This is a genomic window from Devosia sp. (assembly GCF_017307565.1).
GTDB lineage: Bacteria > Pseudomonadota > Alphaproteobacteria > Rhizobiales > Devosiaceae > Devosia.
In genome coordinates this window covers 1-661 of sequence record NZ_JAFKHD010000058.1, presented here as the reverse complement: position 1 = coordinate 661, position 661 = coordinate 1, and the positions used below count along the sequence as shown (strand labels likewise).

Genomic DNA, 661 nt, shown 5'->3' with positions numbered 1-661 from the left:
TTGCTGTCGTGCTCTCCGGCACGCGCGGGGCGGGTGGCGCGGTTGGCGCCATGGTGGCCGTTGCCGGTATAGGAATGGTGGTACTGCGTCTGGTGTCACTCAGGGTAGCGCTGGTGACGCTCCTGGTCCTCGTTATCGGCGGTGGCCTGGCGCTTTGGCTGGGGGCGAGCCAGCTCTCCGGCATCGAGCGCGTGCTGATCGATATTGGCGATGTCGTCAAAAACGGGGTGCCAACCGATGAGTCGACGTCGATCCGGCTTGAGATGCTGCGCGGTGGGTTTGAAGCATTTTTGCAGGCGCCGATTTTTGGGCACGGGCCATTGGCTTTCGTGGGCCTTGCCAATGATCTTTCAGGGCTGCCGCCCGGAAACTGGCCTCATCTGCACAATGACCTCGCAGATTTTGCGGCGAGCGCTGGTGTCGTCGGTCTGGTCGCGTTCGCCCTGTTTCTCCTGGCGCCAATCGTGGAAGTCGCCCGCAGTGCAGAACACCCCACTCGGCGTCACGCTCTGGTTCTTGTAACGACACTTGTTGCCGGCTTCTTCGTCATGGGGCTTACCAATGTCATGTTTGGCATTTTGACCGTGACCACTGCCTATGCGGCCGTTTGCGTCGTTGCCGGGCTTCTGGTGGTGCCTGGGGATAGCAAGGGCTATCCAAC

Annotated in this window: 1 protein-coding gene; it reads left to right on the top strand. The window is 61.3% G+C overall.

The genetic code is table 11. From position 1 onward, the window contains the following. On the top strand, nucleotides 1-661 hold a 661-nt coding region (locus tag J0I64_RS01165; protein ID WP_291405605.1), incomplete at both ends, for an O-antigen ligase.